Below are 18,317 nucleotides of genomic sequence, written 5' to 3' on the forward strand. Positions count from 1 at the left end.
TGAATATAAACGACCCTGCTTAGCGGATGTCATTATCGATAAAATGCACCATGAGCTACCACAGCTATATAAGAATTTTGAGGATTCAAATCTGATATCTGAGGGTCTTCAGGCCGAGGGGTGGTATTCAAACCTCGGAGGCAAACGAAGATATCTTGTGTTTGAGGCGGCACCTATCTATAACAGCAAAGGCGAGTTGACCACTGTAATTGAAACACTTCAAGATTTTACAGACCGAAAACAAGCCGAGGAAGCGCTTGAGAACGAGCGTAATTTTACCTCTACCATTCTGGATACCGTTGGCGCTCTGGTCATCCTGCTTGATTGTGAGGGGCGCATTGCGCTTTTCAACAGGGCATGCGAAGAGATGACCGGCTACACGTTTGAAGAGGTGCGCGGGCGCCATATTTGGGACATACTAATTCCGCCCGAAGAAATAGAATCAACCAAAGCCGTTTTTGCAGAACTTACAGCCGGAAAATTTCCCAACCGGCATGAAAGCAGTTGGCTGGCCAAAACCGGCGAGCGCAGGCTTATTGCCTGGAGCAACACCGCTTTAGTGGGTGATGATGGGGAAGTGCAATGGGTCATCCCGATCGGGATGGACGTAACCGACCGCAAGCAGGCAGAGGAAACCATCAACTACATGTCTTACTATGATACGCTAACCGGTTTGCCCAACCGGGCGCTGTTTAACGATCGCCTTAACCTGGCGCTCGCCTATGCGCACCGCAACCAGGAGGTCTTTGCAGTTATGTGCCTTGACCTCGATAGCTTTAAGAGCATCAACGATACGATGGGGCATGTTGTCGGAGACGAGGTGCTCCAGGGCATTTCAAAACGCCTGCAAGAATGCCTGCGCGAGGGCGATACGGTGGCCCGTCTGGGGGGCGATGAGTTCGCGCTGTTACTGCCGCAGGTAACGGGCGTTGAAAATGTTGTGAAGGTTGCTCAAAAAATATTTGACGCAATACAGCCACCGTTTAATTTCGACGAGCGTGATTTTTACACGACCACTAGTATCGGCGTCAGCCTGTATCCTTACGATGGCGATGATCCGCAAACCCTTATTAAGAATGCCGAAGTTGCATTGTATCGCGCCAAGGAGCAAGGTAGGGCCAATTATCAGCTGTATGCCCCCGCCATGAACGCGAAGGCGTTTGAGCGACTGGCGATGGAAAACAGCATGCGAAAGGCTTTGGAACGCGAGGAGTTCATCGTCTATTATCAACCGATCGTCGATATTACGACGGGGAGAATCATTAGCATGGAGGCGTTAATTCGCTGGCAGCACCCTGCACTAGGCCTGGTATCTCCGGCGGAGTTCATTCCGCTTGCGGAAGAAACCGGCCTAATCGTCCCGATCGGTGAGTGGGCCTTAAAAACTGCGTGCGAGCAAAACAAGGCATGGCAAAAATCCGGTTTACCCGAGGTACGCATATCCGTGAACCTCTCGGCGCGCCAGTTCCAACAGCAGAACCTTGTCGAGATGGTAAACCAAACGCTCGAAGCAACCGGTTTGGCACCGGAATACCTTGAGTTCGAGATCACCGAGAGCGTGGTCATGAAGGATGCCGACGCGGCTATCGCAATTCTGCATGAGATGAAAAAGCGAGGCATAAAGGTCGCCATCGATGATTTCGGAACCGGTTACTCATCCTTGGGGTACTTAAAACGGTTCCCGATCGACAAGTTAAAGATCGACAAGTTGTTTGTCCATACTGTTACCACCGACCCGAGCGACGAGGCGATCGCTGAGGCGATTATAGCCATGGCGAAAAGCCTGAACCTACGTGTTGTCGCTGAAGGTGTTGAAACGGTAGAACAACTCGAACTCTTGCACTCCTTGCGTTGCGACGAAATGCAAGGTTATCTATACAGCAGGCCGCTTCCGGCTAAAGAAGCCACCAAACTGCTCCGCAGCGGCCACCAAAAAGCCAAAACCCTCTGGCTTAAAAAAGATGCCCGTAGTGCTTAGAATTGGAGCGCCCAGCGCCGTTACCCCCATATAATATTTAACAATATAAATTATAACGAATATTAATACAAATTCAAGGCTTTGCTTATCCTTGTCCTTGAGTGGATATACATTACTTTGTGACAATCGCGCCGATTATGACTACGACTCACGCGTTTACTTATATCAGGTAAGCGTTATAATGAGATGATTGAGGCATGCTTCTTTGGACTGCCGAACGCATCTTGGAGGACTTATGGATAACAGGCCTATCGGCATATTCGATTCCGGACTGGGCGGCCTGACCGTCGTAAAAGAGATAATAAAGCAACTACCGGATGAGGAAATCGTCTATTTTGGCGATACCGCCAGGTTCCCATACGGGCCGAGGAGCACGTCAGAAATACGTGGATTCGTCTTTGAGATCATAGATTACCTTCTCTATAACAATGTGAAGTTCATTGTTATCGCGTGTAACAGCGCATCGGCCGCGGCGCTTGAAATGGCGCAGCAGTATTATGACGTACCGATCATCGGGGTCATCGAGCCGGGCGCGAGGGCCGCGGTACAGGCGACGCGGTGCAGGCGTGTTGGCGTTATAGGTACGCAGGCGACGATCTCGAGCGGGTCGTATCCGGGCGCTATCAAATCCATCGACGCGGGCGTTAAGGTCAACCCGCTGGCGTGTCCCGACCTGGCTGATTTCGTTGAAAGAAACGAATTAGCGGGCCCGCATATTGAAAACGCCGTAAAGCAGTACCTTGAGCCCCTGGTGCGGGCGGGCATCGATAGCCTGATTCTCGGCTGCACGCATTATCCGCTTCTCTCCGAGACGATCTCGAGCGTTGCGGGTAACAACATAAAACTTATCAGCTCGGCAGAGGAAACCGCGCGCGAGCTAAAAGAGTTTTTAACCAGAAAGGATAGCTTGCGCGAGGATCGGTTCGCACCGGTGCTTAAACTTGTATCGAGCGGGGATGAGGATACGTTTCGCAAGCTGGGCGCCAAATTCCTTGGTCAAGAGATCGAATCGGCAGAAAGGGTAAGCCTTCCGCTAAAAGAGAGGATTGCTGGGATTGAAAAGAGATAGGACTACCCACCGCTTAACGCTATGCTACTAGGTGGCTGATATGGAGCTTATAACCCTTGGCACTTCGGCGGCATATCCGACGGCCGAGCGCGCGTGCAGCGGCTATCTCATCCGCGAAAACGGCACGAGCATCCTGATGGATATGGGCAGCAGCGTGGTGAGAAACCTCATGCGGTGGATGGACCCGGCGCAATTAAGCGGGATTATCATAAGCCATCTTCACCAGGATCACTTTATCGATATCTATCCGCTCTACTATTACCTGGTATTTCATCGAGGAGAGGGTTTCCCGATAGATGTCTACGCACCCGAAGGCGCCAGGGATTTTGTGTTACAACTAATGCCGGGCTCAGAGAAAGGCCTGGACAGCGTATATCATTTTAAGGCTCTATCGGATAAGGGCGGGTTTCAAATAGGCGCGATTGCGTGCCAAAGCATCGCCGTAAAGCACAGCATGCCGGCGTTTGGCATGCGGCTCTCGGGGCGACGAACGGTCGCATTCTCATCGGATACAGATTTTGATGAGGTTCTTTACGATATAGCCCGCGACAGCGATGTCTTCATTTGTGAGGCGACCAAGCAGGAGGATTACAAGGACGTCATGCACCTGACAGCAGCGCAAGCGGGGATGATCGCAAAGAAAGCCGGTGCCAAGAAGCTGATGCTCACGCATATTTGGCCGGATTTCGATCCGGTTCGTCAGCAAGAAATGGCGGCGCACGAGTATGATGGGCCGATTATTATAGCCGAAGATAACATGCAGATTTTGCTTTGAGGGGGAGAACACTGATGCAACGCGTTGATGGCAGAAAACCCGATCAGATGAGAGAGGTCGTAATCCACAGGAACTTCCTCCCGCATGCCGAGGGGTCGGTTCTGATAGAGATGGGTAATACCAAGGTCATATGCACCGCCACCGTCGAGGAGAAGATTCCGAACTGGTTGCGCGGGTCGGGGAAAGGCTGGATTACCGCCGAGTACGGCATGCTCCCGAGATCTACTTCGACACGAATGAATCGCGAGGCCAGCCAGGGCAGAGTCGGCGGCAGGACGCATGAGATACAACGGCTTATCGGACGTTCTCTGCGCTCGGTGGTCGATCTTAAGGCGCTTCATGAGCTGACGATTTGGATAGACTGTGACGTGATACAGGCCGATGGCGGCACGAGGACCGCCTCGATCACCGGCGCATTTATTGCGCTCTACGATGCGCTGAGGTGGCTGGTCAAGCAGAAAAAGATAGCGGAACTGCCGCTTACCGAGTTTGTGGCGGCGGCAAGCGTTGGGATCATCGATAATGTCCCCATGCTTGACCTGTGCTACGAGGAGGACTGCCGGGCTCAAGTCGACATGAACGTCGTCATGACCGGCTCGGGCAAATTTATCGAGGTTCAGGGAACAGCCGAAGAGCATCCATTTACAAGGGATGAACTCGATGAGCTGATCGTCCTCGGTACAAAGGGAATATCAGAGCTTATCCAACTACAGCAGCAGATTCTACGAGAGGAACTATCGACAAATGTCGGAACTCATAATAGCTAGTCAGAACGAAGGCAAGATCAGGGAGATCGTTGAGATCCTCGATCTCGACGATATAAAAGTCTACACGCAAAAGGATTTTCCGGAATGGCCGGAAGTTGAGGAAACCGGGTCGACCTTTTATGAGAACGCCCTGATAAAAGCGCGCGCTCTCGTCGATGAATTTGGAAAACCTGCGGTTGCCGACGACTCGGGCCTTGAGGTCGACGCGTTGGGCGGCAGGCCCGGCGTCTACTCCGCCCGCTATGCCGGCGAAGAGGGGAATGCTGAGAAAAACAACAACAAGCTGCTGCGCGAGCTGCATGATGTCCCGGAGTCGCACCGCACCGCACGGTTCCGCTGTGTTGCCGTTCTTATGACCCCGGACGGCTGGGTAACCTCAGCCGAAGGCACCTTTGAAGGGCGCATCGGCTTTGAACCCCATGGTGAGCGCGGCTTCGGTTACGACCCTATCTTCATACCTGAAGGCGACACCCGCACAGTCGCCGAGATACCGCTCGATGAGAAAAACAAGATCAGCCACCGCGCCCAGGCGTTCAGAAAGCTGAAAGAAAAGATGCCCGAGTTTAAAGAACACGCCGGGGATTGCTAATCATCTACGAGCTGATTTGGGCGCTTGTATCGTATCGCGGAAAACCCGCATTTCAAGTACAGCATTTCAAGTAAGTACTGCACATTGCCGCAATTTATGATAAAATACCATGTGGCGCATTTGCCGCTGGTTGCGATGAATGCCCCGGGGTGTGGCTCAGTTTGGTTAGAGCACCGGTTTTGGGAACCGGGGGTCGGAGGTTCGAATCCTCTCACCCCGACCAGATAGTTCTTATTCGAACTACGATTAAAAATAGTATCAAAGAGGTCAGTGAATTTTTTGTCACTGATCTTTTTGTTTTTGATGAAAATCTTTTCAAAAAATGCCTGGTTAAAAGCCCGTCTATTAGTAGGCGAAGCTTTTTGATAGGCTAAATAGCAGTTTGAGGCAATTAAGATGATGTTCTCTAATCGTTCCTCGATCTGTTCTGTGTGGATGGATAACGAATCGAGTTTAGTTTCAGCGGTAAGTAATTCACTGGCTATGCGGTTTTGCTCTTGTTTTAGAAGGTCAAGAGGGAGAGCCTCGGCAAGATAAGCTTCAAGGATTTTCTGACGTTCTTTTAATAGTCTGTTTACCTGTTTATTTAGGAATTCTTGCTGTCTGGTTATGTCGATTTCACGTTCAGCGATTTCTTTTCTAGCAGCTTTGGTTATTATCTCAACCCATTTCTGTGGTAATTGGATATCCTTGTAGAGTTCTTCAACGGCTTTTTCAACAGCACCAACTGGAACATATTTTTGTTCGCAGCCATTATGCCGTTTTTGTCCTAAGCAGTAGAAGTAGGGGAATTCGCCTTTTGCAAGCAGGAACGACATTCTTGAACCGCATTCGCCGCAAAATACAGTACCTTTTAAATAGTGCGGATGCTTTCTTTTTCTCTCACCGGCTTGGTCTCTAGCTCTTAATACTTCTTGGACGACTTCAAATAGTTCCTTATCAACTAGCGGTTCATGTCTGCCTTCAACCTCCATGTTCTTCCATGGAATAATGCCAATGTAGAACTTGTTTTGCAGGAGGGAGGCAAGGTTTGATTTGCTGATCGGTTTTCCCGAATAAGCTTTGGTGTTGCAACCCCGTAATCCTTTATCAGTTAAGATATCTAAGAGTTCAGCGAGGGAATAATCACCGGTCGCATAGAGTTCAAACGCAAGCTCAATAAGTGGTGCTTTTTCCTCGTCAAGGGCAATGGTTGCGATTTCGCGGCCTTCGACTTCAAGCTTTACATTCTTGTATCCTAACGGCGCTTTTGTCGGCCAACCGCCTTGTTTCACTTTCTGATTCATGCCTTTCTTTACTTCCATAGCCAAGTTAGAGGAATAAAATTCAGCCATTAAAGCGTGAATTCCCTCGACTAATTTACCGGATGCCGAATCTTCAAGGTTTTCACTAACCGAAAAAAGCACAACGTCTTTCCGGTTTAGAATCGCTTTTATTGCAACGTGATCTTCTAAATTCCTAGCCAGCCTATCGACTTTATGAATTACAACCGCACCAATAGACATGTCTTTTTTCACTCTCGATAATAATTCTTGAAGCTGTGGTCTGGCACTAGACCGAGCGGATTCGCCAAGATCGACATATTCATCGACGAAATTCCAATTGCGTTCCTTGATATACCGAAGGCAAGCTTCTCGTTGAGCAGGAATGGAGAAACCTTCTTTTAGGTTGGTCTGTGCTTGTTCTTTCGTTGAAACCCTGAGATAAATGAGGCAGTTCATCTTGTTGCCTTACTTTAATTGCAGTTGCTTAATAAATTCACGAGGTGTTAGTATCTGTATTTCTTGGTAAACACCTATATCTAGTAAATGATTATCGCCGGAAATAATGAAGTCCGCTTTACCTTCGATTGCGCAAACTAAGAACATATTATCTGATGGGTCTTCGGTTACGACGTTTACCATTAGCTTACCAGCGGTTCTTTGTGAATACTGGCCGATAAGCGACACATACTGTTCGATTTCTTCGTCTGTTAGGGAAAAGGCAGATTTGATCTTGGGGTAATGCAGGACTTTACTTACTTCAGTGATGATATCATCTGATGTGAGCAGCACAAACTCACGGTTTCGCCAAGCTTCAAGTACATCAAAGGGTGCGCCGGAAGGTGAGATAATTCCGCTTACAAAAACATTAGTATCTAAGCATACCTTAATCATACTTAGCCTTTTCTAATTTCAGATATAGCTGAATCAACAGCGATTTCTACTTCTTCCGGTTTGATTCCTTGATTCTTAGCCCGAACCTTACCTAGAATCTCAAAATCCTTTTCACGCTGCTGTTTGAACTCTTCGAACTCGGCGAATGAGATTATTACGGCCATTGGCTTACCGGCACGTTCAATAACAATTTCGTCTCCTCGATAATATGCTTCTTCAAGAAGTCGGCCCAAATTTTTACGTGCTGTCATAGCGCTTTCTCTTTTTAGCACTTGCATAACACCTCCTCTAGTTAATATAGTCATTATAACTGATATGGTCATAATGACAAGATGATTTTTTCCAAATAACTTTCTGATAGTAAATTTTTGATCTGATTAGATTAATTTTGCAGCAATGTTCAAAATAGAATTATCAAAAAACTATTGCAACCGGTCCTGCATATCCTATGGTTCTTCATAACAGTACCCCATAGCAATAACCATTAATAAACCTTCGCGGGTAAGAGGTGAGGGAATTAGGGGAGGAAAACTGCTTGTTCGGGGCATCGAGCCCACTCACAAACAGGCAACGTCGGCGCTATGCCGCCGACGTTGCATCCTCCACTTCGTTCCGGGTCAAAATCGCCGGAATTCCTCCCCTATAACCCCTCCTTCCGGCGATTTTCTTATGTGGGTTTAAAGTAAGAGCATCGTCTTGTCTATCGTAAGCCATTTAATTGACTAATATGTACTAATATCTTAGAATATTAGTACATATGTTCGCTTGCAGTAGAAACAGTTAGCAAAGTAAAAGACGCTTCAATTGAGGAGTTGATAAAATAATCTTATGAAAATGAAAAATATTGAAGATTTAAATAAGGGTGAGCTTATTAAGGCGGATATATATTCTAGACCCAATGCCATGAATGGGAAGTACATAGTTGGCCAACTTGGATTGGATAATTTAGCAAAGATTAAAGATAGTGATATTTTCTTTTTAGAAACATTGAAGATGAAAGCTGATTTAGCTGATAAAATGATCGCGGAAGCTGAATCACAAGGCAAGGATACGACCGACTCAAATGTAATGAAAGAGTTGGGCGAAAAAATAAATGCTGCGGGTAAGCCACTTCATAGAAGTGAATCTATAATGACTGCAATTTTTGTTTCTTTACAATTAATTGCATATTACGGAATTGCTATAGGTATTTGGGGATTAGTTTTCAAAAAAAGTTTTCTGGAATTCGGTCTTTATGGTGTTATTGCTGGGCTTTTAATTAGTTTACTATCTGTTGCTCCTGTAATTGCTTTTCAAAGAACAAGAGAACGAATTAGGGATATGGTATTTGGTGCTAGTACGATATGGGGGAACTTAGGAATTATTATTGGTGTTGTGGGTTTAGTAGCTTTGGTAATAAGAATAATATTTTTTTAATTTATTCTACATCCGCAATACCCCTGGCGTGAGCCTGGGGATGAAGTGCCTCCAAAATCCCTAGGATTTTGGACAAGCTTTGCTTGAGCTGGGCTAATACCATGTGGTGTAAACCCATGGATATTTTATTTATAATAGGACTCATATGGGAATTTTTAACTGGTTTTCAAATCATAAAGATAATAATCCCTCTGGAAGGGGTGGAAAAATTACCGTCAATAAAGCTCTTGCTTTTGCTAGAGAAGCAGAAAAATTAGGAAAGTTTTATATTTTTCTCAAGCACTATGTAGAATATCTTTTGAGTACTGAGAAGGAAATCACTAGCGAAATAAAGGAGATACAGGAAAAAACTAATCAAAATTTAAAAGATGAACAGCTCATAAAAGAATTGTGGATTTTACGATATGCCGCCCTCCATGTATGGTTTTTTAACTTTAGAACACCCAAGAATCAAGTTGAGGTTAAAGAAAACCTTGCTCTTATAGAGCATGCTTTTCGAAATGTTTTTGATAGTTACGGAAAGGCAAGTTATCTCTCTTGGTTTAAAAATGGATTTGTCGAGTATGCCGGTGTTGATGAATTAAGTTTTAACAATCTCAAGAATTTCAAGAAGAATTTCTCGGAGAAACTTGCTGAGAAAGTTCCGCAGATTGCTTTTGATTGTACAGAAGGAAGACTCGCTGGAGAATTACATGATTTTGTTATTGAGCTGATAATGACTACAGTACAAAAAGATCAGAAATCCTTTGAATTGGACGATGATGTTTCATTAACCGACGAAGAAGTCCGGAACATTAGGAATACGATTGATTCCATGAAGCCAACAGAAAAGGATTTTGAAGATTTTATAAATTCCCTTGGCTAAAAATTTGAAAAGAATTTGCCACCAAGGGGAAAATCATTTATGGTTTTACTTATGGGCTACCGCCCGCCCAGATTCGCATTCATTCAACAAACCGCATCATAACTATTATAAATCTCGACTTTAACGACCAAATTTGATATAGTATCAAAGCAGTTCAGAAACGAATTTTGCCAGTTTTTCGATTAGCCTTGAGTTTGAATAGTGTCCACTTAGGGCGACAAATAAAAATACCCCAGCCAAAAGCTGGGGTATTTTTATTTGTCAGAGCAATGGAACAATAGACAATAGAGCAATGGAGCTTTTATGGGATATAGAATATAGATAAGCGCTAACAGGTGCTAAACGTGTTCCATTGCGGTCCATTGCTCTATTGCTCTACGGTTTACCTTAGCTGGCCGACTCCTGTGTAATAAGATAAACGAACCCGGCTAGCCGATGATCTCAACCTCTGCCTCAATCTCAATCGGGATGCCGAGCGGAAGCTCTGCCACGCCCACAGCCGACCTGGCGTGCATACCACGCTCGGGGCCATACAACTCTAGAATCAGGTCGGAGAAACCGTTGATCACCTGGGGCTGCCGCTGAAAACCGGGGGCCGAATTGACCATCCCAAAGACCCGCAACCACGCCACGACCCGGTCCAGATCGCCCAACTCGCGTTTAAGACTCCCCAAAATCGAGAGAGCGGTCAGCAGTGCTGCTTGGTATGCCTATAGATCGGCACCCACTTTGCCCAGAGCAGAGGCGAGGGAGCCATCGGGGTTCTGCGGCCCATGTCCCGGGATATAAGCCCGATTGCCATGTACCCGCACCTAGGCAAACGGCAACTTCATCCCGGCAGGGGTTTTTAACGCAGGAGGGAGGACCGGTCCAAGTTCCTTGAGCTTATCTTCAACCCCTAGCTTCTCGTTTTCTTTTGTCGACATATAATATCCTCCTGTTACGCCTGGTCATGAGTTCTGTATACAACTGAGCTATGCAGGATGCTCTCTTCTGTTTGTCCCGAATGTGAACTCTGATGGTGTCAGACAGTCAGTCAATTCGACTTTCTCCGTTAATTCTGCTATTATATCAACGCAGCTTAGAGATGTATCTAAGCAATAACGTGCGGACGTAACTCAGTTGGTAGAGTCACAGCCTTCCAAGCTGTTGGTCGCCGGTTCGAATCCGGTCGTCCGCTCAAGACATGCGCCCGTAGCTCAGCAGGATAGAGCATCGGACTTCTAATCCGAGGGTCAGAGGTTCGAATCCTCTCGGGCGCGCATAGTGTAAGCAGGGGAAATAAAGAAAACACCGGTGTAATAACCCGGTGTTTTTGTCTTTTTATTGTTCCAACAAACCTGTTGCAAACATAGGCGATTAAGGCGATTATTTAGCTACAAGTGTTTTTACGTGCATCGATTTATAAAAATCGCAAAACGAGCACGTAGAGATCTTCTGGGCATGCACTCCTTGAACTTCCTTGCCGCACAAAGTCCCGACATCGAGCCAACAGCGATACCCATTGTTTGGGTAAGCGTCGCAACCTAACCTGGTTCCTCTGTCGCATTTTTTAAACTCCCAGCAGTCCATGGATAATTCCTCCACTAGTTAACTGAATTCCTACATAAGGTATATCGGCAGGTCAAGCAAGGAATAAATCACCACAATAGGGGAAGGTTCGGGCAAACACCAACCTTTCTACTGTTGCTTAGTTGTAATATAACCACTATATTAATTCCAAGAAACTTAAAATACGAATGCCGTCCTATGCTACCGCTTGGGCTACGAGCTGACCATTTTTATATGCAACAAATTTGTTAAGGAGGGGCTATGGAAGATGCCTTGATGATCGCAAAAGGTGTTGACGGCTTGGTCGAACTCTTCGAAGACAAGATAAAGATCAACAGAAAAGGATTTTCCTCGCTCAACCGTGTCTTGCCCGGCGATAACGAGTTTCTGATCAGCGATATAACATCCATCGAGTTTAAAAAAGCCGGAGCGGTTATTAACGGGTACATTCAGTTTGCTTTTATCGGCGCCAAGGCGACAGACGATGCAGGTTCTGAGAAGGTGCAGCTAGAAGACAGCGTGATGTTTGTCGCGCGTCAGCAACGGGTGTTTGAGGAACTCAGAGTAGAAGTCGAGAGCAAAATAGCAGCCATCATGGCAGGGAGCGTAGCCTTCAGGATGAAGGAGTTGCAAGTGCTCGAGGGTCTGCTAAGCAAAGGCATGATCGATCAAGAACAATTTGATGCCAGAAAACAGCAACTAATGAGCCATTAACCTCGCAGCGAACCAGCCCACAAATATCGTCTGCCTTATCGTCTCAGCAACCCTGCCAAAAGTACTGCCGATGGCACAATAAAGGCTACCAGGATATTTGGGATATGTAAGTAACCGATAATCGGGGCGGATGATGCGAACTGCTCGATTAAGTGACTAAGCCCCAGGATGATCAACGCTGCCGGAACGATAACGAAAACCGGTACCATAATAAGCCCGAATGAAAGCCCACCGAAGATCTTCACGAGAGATGTAATCTGCTTCACCGTAACACCTCCTCTTTTAGGAGCTCCCATATTGTCTGGCGCGGTCGTTAAAAACTTAGCATGATGCTTACTTCGATTATCGACCCTGACGGATAGCGTGAAACAATAACTTGGCGGGCGGCCCGGATTAGGGTTAAAGGGTCGTAATCAAAAGGCGAGCGGTATAAGTAAGCGATAGACCGAACCTCCGTAGGTGTTTTCCTCATGCTATGACTCTGGTCTTAAGGATTATCGCTGTAAAGGTTGGAGACCGATAAGACGATACATACAAGAATCTAGCCAACATATGCAGAAAGAGACCCGGCACATGAGGCAGCGAAACATCATCGATCACATCATAGAAATAATCGAGGATATCATCTCGGGGGAGAGTTCATCCAGAACGAACGTCCCAAAATCCAGCGACTTCCACAGGCTTGGCCGGGTCGTTAACGCACTTGCAGAGAACTACCAGATGGCCCAAGAAACCATTACCATGCTTAACCAGCAGCTCAAGAAAAATAACCTCGATGTTATTATGGCGCTTATCGAGGCGCTTAACGCCAAGGACCCTTATACGCGCGGCCATTGCGAGCGTGTCCCGGTTTACGCCTCGCTGATCGCACGCAGGCTTAGTCTTACCGAAGACGAGCTGGATGCGGTTCACCTGGCATCGTACCTGCACGACATAGGGAAGATAGGTATCCACGACGATATCTTAAACAAACCGGGCAGCTTGACCCGTGAGGAGTACGAACAGGTAAAAGCCCATGCGTTGATTTCAAGCCAGATAGTGTCCCAGATACCAAACCTTTCGCATATTGCGAGCGTGGTGAGACACCACCACGAGCACCACAACGGCGCCGGCTATCCGGACGGCCTAAGCGGCGATGAAATCCCGCTCGGTTCGCGCATCCTGGCTATCGCCGATGCCTTCGACGCCATGACGTCGGCCCGTCCGTACTGTCTGCCGATTAAGCCCCAAGAGGCATTGCAGGAGATAAAACGGTGTGCCGGTCGTCAATTCGACCCCAGCCTGGCCCATCTTTTTGCAGACGCCTATACCAAAGCTTACGGTAACCGTGTTCCGAATTTAAAAGCTTCTTAGATCGAAGACTTGTTAAATATGCCCTTAGCTGGCTTTTAACCCATTGACTGCAGAGAGTACGACCGCCAACACCGCAATTATCACGACGATGATAAGAATTACCCCAAGAATAACGGGAATGAGCACCGTCAATATCGCGCGTCCCAATGAGAACTTGTAATTTTCGCGAACAGCGAGTATGTCAAGGACGAGAAACCAGATACCGAACCCTAACGAGGCGATTCCGGCGATTATGCTACCTGCGGCCCCTGCAACAAGGGTAAGTAGACCGAATGGGGCTGCAAATAGTCGTGGGAAACTGGCGAACCCCAAGGCGCTGATCAAGCCCGCATAATCACCCTTACCCTTTAGGATGAGCGCGATGATATGGTAGATGCCGGCGACTATCGCGAGCGAGATAGCCGCAAGAATGGGGGCGACGATGACGGTGATGGTCGCAATCAAGCCGGGATTCAAGGTAGTAGACCCGCTGGCGTGGTTAAGCGATCTCGCCGTAGTGAGGCTTCCGGAGATGCCTGCGATCGCACCGATCCAGGCGATGGCTACATACACCAGGAAGGCCAAAAGCACCGGTTTTGTTTCAATCAGGTAGCGGAAGGTCTCTGATGGCTTTGTGATCACGCCGTAGAGTAAATCAAAGAGACCTTTCTTTTCTTGTTCGCCGGGGACCGGGCTTTCGGTCGCACCCTCGAAGTTATCTTCGTTCATATGTTTATCCTCCATAGTATCTATATTGTGGAACGCCGAGCATGCTTCGCACATAATCGAGAAGCACGAGATCCCGGCCCATCACCTGCATCCTGATGAGGTTAGAGATGCTCTCGCTCTCGGATGGTGAGCCGAACAGCGACTCGAAGAGCGTCGGCGGCTGGTATTCTTCGACCACCGGGTCGTCGATATGCGCTACATCCGCTGCGACATCTATCGCAGTTTGGTACCCCCCGACCTCATCGACAAGACCGAGCTTCTTCGCCGTGGTTGCCGCGAAGATCTCACCGGTTGCAAGGTTTGCGACCTTGTTTTTATTAAGCCCGCGTCCTGTGGCGACATCGTCGATGAATTGGTGGTAGAGTTCGTCGGACATCGTTTGGAACTTCTGGCGCTCCTCGGGTGTGAGCGTGCGCTCGAACATGTCCTTGTTCTTGCCGGACTTTATCGTCTGCATCTTTATCCCAAGCTTATTATAGAGGCCCGAGAGGTCGGGCACCATCGATATGACCCCGATGCTTCCTACCAGGCTTCCCGGTTTAGCGACGATTTTGTCCGCCTGGGACGCCATGTAGTAGGCACCCGAGGCCACCATATCGCCGGCGAAAACAACTACCGGCTTCTCGCTATCACGCACAAGATAGGCTATCTCCTGTGATGCCCCGACTACGCCGCCCGGGCTGTCGACTTTAAAGATGACGGCTTTGACATTTGGGTCATCCTCGGCGTCTTCGATCCTGTGGCGGACGAATGTCGGGTTGATACTTGCGCCGCCGCCTGAGAGGAGAGACCCCGCCGAACCCTCGGCGATGCTGCCGCTAAGCGGGATAAACGAAATCACGTTGCCATGACCTATCGTACTCGCACGCCCGGCAGGCCGGAGTGCGATGACGAGTACCATAACGACCATAGAGAGAAAAACGATGCCGAGAACTATTGATATTACGAGCGTGCTTCGTTTCAAGCGTTCCTCCTTAAAATATAGGACTTACTGTTTTTATTATTATGTTCTTACTATTGTTGCTCTACGCCGTTTTGTTGGTGTTTAATTGATAATTACTACTATTTTATACTCTTTACGCGATAACCGCACGCTTGGTGATGTGATGGTTGTTTTGTACAGGGGAGGAGTGCCGTGAAACGCAGATCGATCAAGATCAACATGAGAGAATTCGCGGGGGCAATGGGCGATTTTGGCACGCTGTTTCCGCTGGCCATCGGCTATATTGCCATCAACGGTCTAAACCCCGCCGGCTTTCTGGTGATGATGGGGGTCGCAAATATCGCAACCGGCATTATCTATGGCCTGCCGATGAAGATACTGGCGGCGATCGCCATCGCCGAGCACTGGACACCGTCGATGATCTACGCTTCGGCCTTTGGGATGGGCTTGGTCTGGATTATTATTACGATTACCGGCGCCATGAAATGGTTGGTCAAGTTTACTCCCATGGTGGTTGTAAGGGGAGTACAGGTCGCGCTCGGCATACTCCTGGCCATCCAGGCGTATCCTATGCTTAAGACGTGGTGGCTTCTCGGAATCGTTTCGATCATCATCGTGATCTTCTTGCGGGAAAACCGCTATGCGCCAGCGGCCATCGTTCTCATGGCGCTAGGGGCGGTGATCGTTTATCTTAAGGGAGGGTTTCAGCAGGTCTCAGCACCGAGCTTTGCTTTACCGCCGCTCACCAGCTTTAGCATCAAAGAAGTCTGGCAGTCGCTTCTGTCGGCCGGGTTTGCCCAGGTGCCGCTTACGATCGGAAATGCCGTTATCGCCACCGCCGCGCTGATCAAGGAATACTGGCCCGAGAGGGAGGACGTAGATGAGCATAAGCTCTCGCTTAACCAGGGACTCATGAATCTGGTGGTGCCGTTCTTCGGCGGTATGCCGATGTGCCATGGCGCGGGCGGTTTGGCCGGGCAGTACCTGTTCGGGGCAAGGACGGGGGGCACCAACGTGATCGAGGGCTCTCTTGAGCTAGCCCTAGGATTGTTTTTTGCAAGCTCGATCCTGGCTCTCTTCGGGGTGTTTCCGTCGGCCATTATGGGCGCGATGATGCCTCTCGTCGGTATCGAACTCACCAAGTTCGCGCGCGGAATCAGGTTCAATAAGGATCTCGTCCCAATCGGTGCTACCGTTGCATTGGCGCTTGTCTATAATATGGCGCTCGGGTTTTTTGCCGGAATCGCAATCTACCATCCCATGCATTTCATCCTCAGAAGGAAAGAAGCCGCCGGCGCAGTCGCGTAAACGCCCGCTTGATGCAACGATTACCCTGCAATCGGTTAAGGCTAGGATTATGCCGAATATTCTAGTAGATTATAGGCGCGGCCGGTTTCGGCGCCCATCTATGCCGTGTATATTTGCGTGCAACATTTAATATCAGCACTATGATGCAGCTTTAAGGCCGGTGGCCTTGAATATTGTTACAAATAGTTTTAAAATATAGTGGTTGTAGATATCTTAGGACATCGACGCATGAACATGGTGATCGTAGCTCAATTGGTTAGAGCGTCGGACTGTGGCTCCGAAGGCTGTGGGTTCAAGTCCCATCGGTCACCCAGGAAAAAATCGCCACAGGGCGATTTTTTCTCGAGAATCGAAAATTTGCGCACTTAGCTCAATAGGCAGAGCAGCGGACTCTTAATCCGGAGGTTACAGGTTCGATTCCTGTAGTGCGCACGACTCTTTTCTGGCACGTACTAACGGAGACTAGAAACTAGAACGGCACTTGTGCCAAGACTAGATTAAAAGCAGGGAAGCGGTTCGCTGTAGCGAATGTTTTCCTAGGGACTTTAATCTAGTTTCTAGTTTCTAGTCTCTAGTTTCTAAGACGCGAGAGTGGCGGAATTGGCAGACGCGCTAGACTTAGGATCTAGTGGGGAGACCTGTGGGGGTTCGAGTCCCCCCTCTCGCACAGAATCATCTTCGATGATTCTGTGGAGCAATGGAACAATTGACAATAGAACAATAGAACTTTTATGGAGCAGGGAATATGGATATGCTTCAAGGGAAGCTAAGCGTGACAGTGCGGTCCAATGCTCTATTGATCCATTGTTCCATAGTTGCGTTAGCTGGCCGGCTCCTGTGTAACAAGAAACGGGAGGCGTTCTATGTTCCATTTCTTTCTCGTTCAGAGTATGGGTTATAGCATGAATGGAAGAAGTTTACTTCAGAAGGACTTTGGGTCGTATGCTATAACCCATACTCTTACGTTTATTAGAGAGGCGCTTGCTGACACATCAATCAACAGCCCACAACCCGGCGAGCCCAGACAGAGCAGCAAAGAGTACTCGCTATCAGACAGTTTTGCAATCAAGGCATACAGAAGAGTGTACACATTTATTATTAATATAGGAGGCCTATATTGAAGACAGAAGTGAAGACAGAGGTTGAAAGGTTAGAGGAGAAGGATACCGTTCTTCTCAAAGTAGAGGTTCCCACCGATGCATTTAACGCGGCAGTTGATCAGGCATATAAGCGGATAGCCGGCCAACTCGTCGTCCCGGGTTTCAGGAAAGGTAAAATCCCGAAAGCCATCATCGACAGCAGGATAGGCAAGGAAGCCGTTCACGAGGAGGCGCTGCAGCAAGCGCTGCCATATTACTATGCGGGCGCGCTCAAAGATAGCGACATAGAGCCGGTCGATCAGCCTGACGTCGATGTCGTCCAGGCCGAAGAGGGCAAGCCGCTTATCTTTACCGCCAAGGTCAAAGTAAAGCCGGAAGTGAAGCTTGGTAAGTACAGCGGTCTTGAAGTAGATAAATCGTCATCCGAACCTTCGGAGGACGAGATATCAAGCCAACTCGATGGATTAAGGAACAACTTTGCCAACCTGGAGCCGGTTGAGGATGGGTCCGCCAAAGAGGGAGACTTCGTTCTTATAGACTTCGAGGGTTTTCTGGATGGAGAGCCGTTTGAAGGTGGCCAGGCCAACGACTACATGCTGGAGATAGGCTCGGGCACGTTTATCCCGGGCTTTGAAGAGCAGATAGTCGGTATGAAAAAGGGCGATGCCAAGGATATCAAGGTAACCTTCCCCGGGGAATACGGGAACGACCAGCTGGCCGGAAAAGAAGCGGTGTTTAAAGTCGCCATCAAAGAGATTAAAGAGAAGAAACTCGCGGAGCTTAACGATGACTTCGCCAAGCAGGTCGGATTTGATACGCTTGACGATTTACGGGCAGATATAAGGGAGAAGATTTACGAAGTTAAGAGCAAATACGCCGAAGCTGAAGTAAAGGGCGAAATCGTTGACGCGGTCACCGATCTTTCTCAGGCAGAAGTTCATGACGTTATGATCGAGCAGGAGATCGACGACATGCTCGAAGACTTTGCCGGTGACGTTAAGAGGCAGGGTTTAGACCTCGATCAG

General features: G+C 48.2%; 17 protein-coding genes, 6 tRNA genes and 2 pseudogenes. 17 read left to right on the forward strand and 8 right to left on the reverse strand.

Going from position 1 to position 18,317, the window contains the following annotated elements; all coding sequences use genetic code 11:
• The 6 genes from ACYC56_RS04975 to ACYC56_RS05000 form a co-directional block, all read left to right on the forward strand.
• On the forward strand, window positions 1-1,978 hold a 1,978-nt coding region (locus ACYC56_RS04975), incomplete at its 5' end, for a putative bifunctional diguanylate cyclase/phosphodiesterase (RefSeq protein WP_461373082.1).
• A gap of 235 nt (window positions 1,979-2,213) precedes the next feature.
• Window positions 2,214-3,047, forward strand: coding sequence for a glutamate racemase (gene murI / locus ACYC56_RS04980; RefSeq protein WP_461373083.1), 834 nt, complete (start codon window positions 2,214-2,216; stop codon window positions 3,045-3,047).
• 40 nt (window positions 3,048-3,087) lie between these two features.
• On the forward strand, window positions 3,088-3,822 hold the full coding sequence (locus ACYC56_RS04985; RefSeq protein ID WP_461373084.1) for an MBL fold metallo-hydrolase: 735 nt from the start codon (window positions 3,088-3,090) through the stop codon (window positions 3,820-3,822).
• Window positions 3,823-3,836: 14 nt separating this feature from the next.
• The gene (rph, locus tag ACYC56_RS04990; RefSeq protein ID WP_461373085.1) at window positions 3,837-4,589 is read left to right on the forward strand and encodes a ribonuclease PH; all 753 of its coding nucleotides are present in this window, start codon (window positions 3,837-3,839) and stop codon (window positions 4,587-4,589) included.
• Window positions 4,567-5,178 (forward strand): XTP/dITP diphosphatase, encoded by a 612-nt coding sequence (locus tag ACYC56_RS04995; protein ID WP_461373086.1) that lies wholly within the window; start codon window positions 4,567-4,569, stop codon window positions 5,176-5,178. Before rph ends, ACYC56_RS04995 begins: the two co-directional genes overlap by 23 nt.
• Window positions 5,179-5,323: 145 nt before the next feature.
• Window positions 5,324-5,401: transfer RNA gene (locus ACYC56_RS05000), tRNA-Pro, on the forward strand.
• A gap of 481 nt (window positions 5,402-5,882) precedes the next feature.
• Here the strand turns inward: ACYC56_RS05000 and ACYC56_RS05005 are convergent.
• From ACYC56_RS05005 to ACYC56_RS05015, 3 genes and pseudogenes are all read right to left on the reverse strand, one after another.
• Window positions 5,883-6,899, reverse strand: a pseudogene (locus tag ACYC56_RS05005) (recombinase family protein); the annotation flags it as partial.
• Window positions 6,900-6,908: 9 nt separating this feature from the next.
• Complete coding sequence (locus ACYC56_RS05010) at window positions 6,909-7,334, reverse strand: putative toxin-antitoxin system toxin component, PIN family (RefSeq protein ID WP_461373087.1); 426 nt, start codon at window positions 7,332-7,334, stop codon at window positions 6,909-6,911.
• Window positions 7,335-7,336: 2 nt separating this feature from the next.
• Window positions 7,337-7,612, reverse strand: coding sequence for a type II toxin-antitoxin system prevent-host-death family antitoxin (locus ACYC56_RS05015; protein ID WP_461373088.1), 276 nt, complete (start codon window positions 7,610-7,612; stop codon window positions 7,337-7,339).
• A 550-nt stretch (window positions 7,613-8,162) separates the two neighbouring features.
• On the opposite strand from ACYC56_RS05015, the gene ACYC56_RS05020 reads away from it, so the two are divergent.
• Complete coding sequence (locus ACYC56_RS05020; RefSeq protein ID WP_461373089.1) at window positions 8,163-8,750, forward strand: hypothetical protein; 588 nt, start codon at window positions 8,163-8,165, stop codon at window positions 8,748-8,750.
• Between the two features lie 145 nt (window positions 8,751-8,895).
• Window positions 8,896-9,615, forward strand: a complete 720-nt coding sequence (locus tag ACYC56_RS05025; protein WP_461373090.1) for a hypothetical protein — start codon at window positions 8,896-8,898, stop codon at window positions 9,613-9,615.
• Between the two features lie 428 nt (window positions 9,616-10,043).
• Here the strand turns inward: ACYC56_RS05025 and ACYC56_RS05030 are convergent.
• Window positions 10,044-10,541, reverse strand: a pseudogene (locus ACYC56_RS05030) (RidA family protein).
• A 181-nt stretch (window positions 10,542-10,722) separates the two neighbouring features.
• Here ACYC56_RS05030 and ACYC56_RS05035 point away from each other — a divergent pair.
• Window positions 10,723-10,795 (forward strand) — tRNA-Gly (locus ACYC56_RS05035).
• An 8-nt stretch (window positions 10,796-10,803) separates the two neighbouring features.
• Window positions 10,804-10,877: transfer RNA gene (locus tag ACYC56_RS05040), tRNA-Arg, on the forward strand.
• 106 nt (window positions 10,878-10,983) lie between these two features.
• Here ACYC56_RS05040 and ACYC56_RS05045 read toward each other — a convergent pair.
• Complete coding sequence (locus ACYC56_RS05045; RefSeq protein WP_461373091.1) at window positions 10,984-11,187, reverse strand: two-CW domain-containing protein; 204 nt, start codon at window positions 11,185-11,187, stop codon at window positions 10,984-10,986.
• A gap of 240 nt (window positions 11,188-11,427) precedes the next feature.
• On the opposite strand from ACYC56_RS05045, the gene ACYC56_RS05050 reads away from it, so the two are divergent.
• Window positions 11,428-11,880 (forward strand): DUF4429 domain-containing protein, encoded by a 453-nt coding sequence (locus tag ACYC56_RS05050; RefSeq protein ID WP_461373092.1) that lies wholly within the window; start codon window positions 11,428-11,430, stop codon window positions 11,878-11,880.
• A 35-nt stretch (window positions 11,881-11,915) separates the two neighbouring features.
• Here the strand turns inward: ACYC56_RS05050 and ACYC56_RS05055 are convergent, their stop codons facing one another.
• A complete protein-coding gene (locus tag ACYC56_RS05055) occupies window positions 11,916-12,146 on the reverse strand; it encodes a hypothetical protein (RefSeq protein WP_461373093.1) in 231 nt (76 codons plus the stop codon).
• Between the two features lie 307 nt (window positions 12,147-12,453).
• Between ACYC56_RS05055 and ACYC56_RS05060 the strand changes: the two genes are divergently transcribed.
• Complete coding sequence (locus ACYC56_RS05060) at window positions 12,454-13,233, forward strand: HD-GYP domain-containing protein (protein ID WP_461373094.1); 780 nt, start codon at window positions 12,454-12,456, stop codon at window positions 13,231-13,233.
• A gap of 24 nt (window positions 13,234-13,257) precedes the next feature.
• Here the strand turns inward: ACYC56_RS05060 and ACYC56_RS05065 are convergent, their stop codons facing one another.
• Complete coding sequence (locus ACYC56_RS05065; RefSeq protein WP_461373095.1) at window positions 13,258-13,941, reverse strand: YIP1 family protein; 684 nt, start codon at window positions 13,939-13,941, stop codon at window positions 13,258-13,260.
• 4 nt (window positions 13,942-13,945) lie between these two features.
• A complete protein-coding gene (gene sppA / locus ACYC56_RS05070; protein WP_461373096.1) occupies window positions 13,946-14,905 on the reverse strand; it encodes a signal peptide peptidase SppA in 960 nt (319 codons plus the stop codon).
• Between the two features lie 171 nt (window positions 14,906-15,076).
• On the opposite strand from sppA, the gene ACYC56_RS05075 reads away from it, so the two are divergent.
• From ACYC56_RS05075 to tig, 5 genes are all read left to right on the forward strand, one after another.
• The gene (locus ACYC56_RS05075; protein WP_461373097.1) at window positions 15,077-16,192 is read left to right on the forward strand and encodes a putative sulfate/molybdate transporter; all 1,116 of its coding nucleotides are present in this window, start codon (window positions 15,077-15,079) and stop codon (window positions 16,190-16,192) included.
• A 237-nt stretch (window positions 16,193-16,429) separates the two neighbouring features.
• Window positions 16,430-16,503, forward strand: a tRNA-His gene (locus ACYC56_RS05080).
• A gap of 48 nt (window positions 16,504-16,551) precedes the next feature.
• Window positions 16,552-16,624, forward strand: a tRNA-Lys gene (locus ACYC56_RS05085).
• Window positions 16,625-16,777: 153 nt separating this feature from the next.
• Window positions 16,778-16,859, forward strand: a tRNA-Leu gene (locus ACYC56_RS05090).
• Window positions 16,860-17,309: 450 nt separating this feature from the next.
• The coding region (gene tig / locus ACYC56_RS05095) for a trigger factor (RefSeq protein ID WP_461373098.1) at window positions 17,310-18,317 on the forward strand (1,008 nt) is incomplete at its 3' end.

The sequence above is a fragment of the Candidatus Aquicultor sp. genome (assembly GCF_054640775.1).